Origin of the sequence: Curtobacterium sp. MCBA15_007, assembly GCF_001864905.1 — a bacterium.
In the GTDB taxonomy this organism is placed as follows: domain Bacteria; phylum Actinomycetota; class Actinomycetes; order Actinomycetales; family Microbacteriaceae; genus Curtobacterium; species Curtobacterium poinsettiae.
In genome coordinates this window covers 1-519 of the sequence record NZ_MJGM01000036.1, presented here as the reverse complement: position 1 = coordinate 519, position 519 = coordinate 1, and the positions used below count along the sequence as shown (strand labels likewise).

The following is a 519-nucleotide window of genomic DNA, read 5'->3' as shown; positions in this document are numbered from 1 at the left end:
CATCGCGACCGAGACCGACCGTGTGCACGTGCTGCACCGCACCGTCAAGGACGGCCTGGGCGGGGCGTACCTGTCCGGCTTCGCGTGGGGCCTGGAACACGGCTACGCCAAGCTCGTCGAGATGGACGCCGACGGCTCCCACCACCCCGAGTACCTGCCGTGGATGCTCGAGCTCGCGGACTCCAACGACCTGGTGCTCGGCTCCCGCTGGGTCAAGGGCGGCAAGGTCGAGAACTGGCCCTGGTACCGGCTCCTGCTGTCCCGCGGCGGCAACCTGTACACCCGCCTCGCACTCGGCATCGCGGTGCGCGACGCCACCGGCGGCTTCCGGGTGTTCACCTCGAAGGCGTTCGAGCGGATCGACCTCGCCGGCGTCGCGTCGAAGGGGTACTGCTTCCAGGTGGACCTCTGTTGGCGCGCCCTCGAGGCAGGCCTGCGGGTCGTGGAGACCCCGATCACGTTCACCGAGCGGGAGTTCGGTGTCTCGAAGATGAGCGGCAACATCGTCCGCGAGAGCCT

1 protein-coding gene is annotated in these 519 nt (G+C 69.2%); it reads left to right on the top strand.

Going from position 1 to position 519, the window contains the following annotated elements; genetic code table 11:
* Positions 1-28: 28 nt before the first annotated feature.
* Positions 29-519 (top strand): glycosyltransferase (locus BIU95_RS13325; protein ID WP_254783364.1); only part of this gene is annotated, 491 nt, incomplete at its 3' end.